3 protein-coding genes are annotated in these 2851 nt (G+C 25.4%); all 3 read left to right on the top strand.

Annotated features, from left to right (window positions below):
* Positions 1-497 precede the first annotated feature (497 nt).
* The 3 genes from DIU01_RS11675 to DIU01_RS11685 all read left to right on the top strand — a co-directional run bounded on the left by DIU01_RS11675 (position 498) and on the right by DIU01_RS11685 (position 2765).
* Positions 498-1028: an OmpH family outer membrane protein gene (locus DIU01_RS11675; RefSeq protein ID WP_290834650.1), complete on the top strand. Its 531-nt coding sequence runs from the start codon at positions 498-500 to the stop codon at positions 1026-1028.
* 279 nt (positions 1029-1307) lie between these two features.
* Positions 1308-1721, top strand: a complete 414-nt coding sequence (locus DIU01_RS11680; RefSeq protein WP_290834652.1) for a hypothetical protein — start codon at positions 1308-1310, stop codon at positions 1719-1721.
* 141 nt (positions 1722-1862) lie between these two features.
* Positions 1863-2765 (top strand): hypothetical protein, encoded by a 903-nt coding sequence (locus DIU01_RS11685; protein ID WP_290834654.1) that lies wholly within the window; start codon positions 1863-1865, stop codon positions 2763-2765.
* Positions 2766-2851 lie beyond the last annotated feature (86 nt).

Consider the following 2851-nt stretch of genomic DNA (forward strand, 5'->3'; position numbering starts at 1 on the left):
AGCACTATTATTCCTAATAAGTAGTGTAATATACTTAACTAGCATTATAAAAAACACATAAACCTCGGGCTTTCTGTAATTTTTAAATACTTTCACCTATAAACGCTTTTAGATAATACTTTTTTAACAGTAAAGTCAATTTTCAAATATAGTAAAATACAAATAAGAACAGTAGGTGATATTATAGAACTATATTTATAGTTAAAATTTAATGATAAACTATGTTGCTATTTGAGAAACAAAAATAAATAGTTGCTTTTTTTACTCCTTTTCCTTTCATTCTAAATGATATAGTTGCCATGTGGGTTAAAAATAAAAATTAAATTAAATTAAATTAAATGATTCCCGACCAATTCCCAAAATTTTGATTTTCAGAAAAATCAATTATCGACAAGTTGTGTCAATTATCATATAGTTTTTAATATTCTAGAGTTGTTTATTTGCGCTAAGTTTAACTCATGGAAGTATTGGCTTCCTAAAATAAAAAAATCAATAGTATGAAGTCGATTCTATATGTAATTATTTTTTTTACATCGTTATTTTCAAATGCGCAAAATGTAGCATATATTCATCAAGATAGTATTCTTGCAGCTTTACCTAATTATAAAAGGAATGTATCAAAACTTGATAGTATAGGTAAAACGTATCAAGAGGAAATTAAAACTGCAAAAGAACAGTGGAATCAAAAATTGGCAACGCTTTTAAAGCCTTATAATGTAAAAGAGAATGAAGATTTAAATGCAATTAAGCTACGAATGTCGTCAATTGATACTACAAATTTAAGTATACTCATAGATGAAGATAAAATAATTGGAAAGAGAGCCCAAAATTTTGACAACATGATTAATTCAATGTTTAAAAGTGATGTTCAACCTTTATTAGATAAGGTTAACAGAGTCATAGAAGATTATGCTAAAAAAAATAAAATAGATTATGTTTTGGTAATTGAACAAATAAGGCCAGCTTTGGCTTATATAGATAGAAGAAAAAACATCACGAAGCACATTGTTTCTAGGGTAGTTCTTTAGCCCGGTTCAGGGTATAAGGATTTTTTTCTTACTATGTTTTTTTTGGTAAGTCTCAACATTAGTTGAGACTTTTTTATTTTAAAATAACAGCAAAATTCAAATAGATTAGTCAATTTTTGAAATATTTCAAAAAAGGGATGAAGTAATTTTGCAAATAATAAAGCCAACATTTTACAGGTCACAAAGCGCAGCTTTCATTACTAAAGACAATGTTTAAATGTTAATTTATAATTTCAAAAAAAAACAATAACATTAATAATTGATTAAAATTTTAAAAGAATGATATCAACAAAAAACAAGATGATTTTTAGTAATAGTTTTGGATGTTTTAACAAAGATCAAGTTGTTGTAAACAAATCAAATTATGATTTGGTATTTAAAGAGATTGCATCAATAAAAATAAAAAAGAAAAAAAGTTTTGTCTACGAAATTATTTATATTGTAATGACAGCAGTGTTGTTTTCTCTTCTCTTTTTTGATGTCAATGAAATTTTAATTATGTTGATAAGTCTAGGACTACTTTTTTTTACAATTATATATCTCTTTATGTTGAAAAAAGATGTGTTTTATATTCAAATAATTTTGTGTGTACCAAAACAACTTTTTATTGGAGTTAAAAGAAGTGAATATGAATCTGCTAAGGAGTTTACTAACACTTTTACTAGTTATAGACAATTCTATACTGATCTTTAATGATTTATTTGCTTTTGTTTGTTTATTAGTAAGCCATAATTCCAGTAAATAAAGTCAATTATCAGGCAGTTCGGTTAATTTATATGGTTACCTAAATTACAAATAAAGGTAAATTTGTCTGTATAATATAAGTGTCAAATCATGATAAAGAATTGTCTTACTGTAATGCTTTTATTAAGCAGCTTTGTGATTTTCTCTAAAGAAAATTTTACCATTGAAGGTCAACTATTAGGGGCTAAGGATGGGTCGTTGGTCGAGGTCGTTGTTTGTAATTTTGAAGAATCAACACTTATTTCTGGCGAAGTTTTAAATGAAAAAGTGGTGTTTAACTTAAAGGATGAAGTCAAAGAAGGTGTTTATGTAGTTAGAATCAATTATATAAGTGGTAAGTTGAATTTGCGTCACGTTTACCAGTTTTATATAATTATAGATAAAACAGAGAATAAATTAAGTTTTGAATTCGATCCAGCAAAAAGTTCCTATCCAAATATTCTAATTTCTAACATAAATAATAATTGGTATAACTTTCTAAAACTGGAAGATTTTAGAGTTAAAGTGATAAATGAGGTTAAAAACTCTATAGAATTTAAAAACTCTAATTTACCATCGGCTACGCAGAGGTTAAAAGAAATTCTTGATATTGAAACCAAAGAATTAATTGAGATAAGATCAAAATATTTAAAAGATAATTACAATAAGTGGTCTACAGCAATGGTTAGAAATAAGTATAATTCTTTATATCACAAAAATAGTACAAAGGAGAATTATTGGGATCAATTTGAAACTCAAAACTTACAGCTAATAAATACACCGATCTATCAAGAATTGATTATGAGTTACCTGCTGCTGCATTTTAAAAATGTTGACGAAAATGGGTATAAGGTTGCTTTTGAAAAAATTATTGAAGTATTTAGTATTAATTTAGATATGAAGAATTGGGTTGTTAAGTATTTATTTGCAGGACTATCTACTATTAAAAATGAGAATTTATTATCATATTTTGATAATAAATACCATTTAAATGTCAAATCTATTATGGAATAAGTATTTTTTTATGCTAAAAATAGAAATTTAAATATAATTAATGTTTTTGAAAGATTAGGGTTTTAATAGAATTGTTAGCTTAAAAT

Origin of the sequence: Flavobacterium sp. (assembly GCF_003525665.1) — a bacterium.
Lineage (GTDB): Bacteria > Bacteroidota > Bacteroidia > Flavobacteriales > Flavobacteriaceae > Flavobacterium.

Coding starts and splice junctions, on each gene's coding strand:
- DIU01_RS11680 (WP_290834652.1), top strand. CDS start 1,308: ATGATATCAACAAAAAACAAGATGATTTTTAGTAATAGTTTTGGATGT.
- DIU01_RS11675 (WP_290834650.1), top strand. CDS start 498: ATGAAGTCGATTCTATATGTAATTATTTTTTTTACATCGTTATTTTCA.
- DIU01_RS11685 (WP_290834654.1), top strand. CDS start 1,863: ATGATAAAGAATTGTCTTACTGTAATGCTTTTATTAAGCAGCTTTGTG.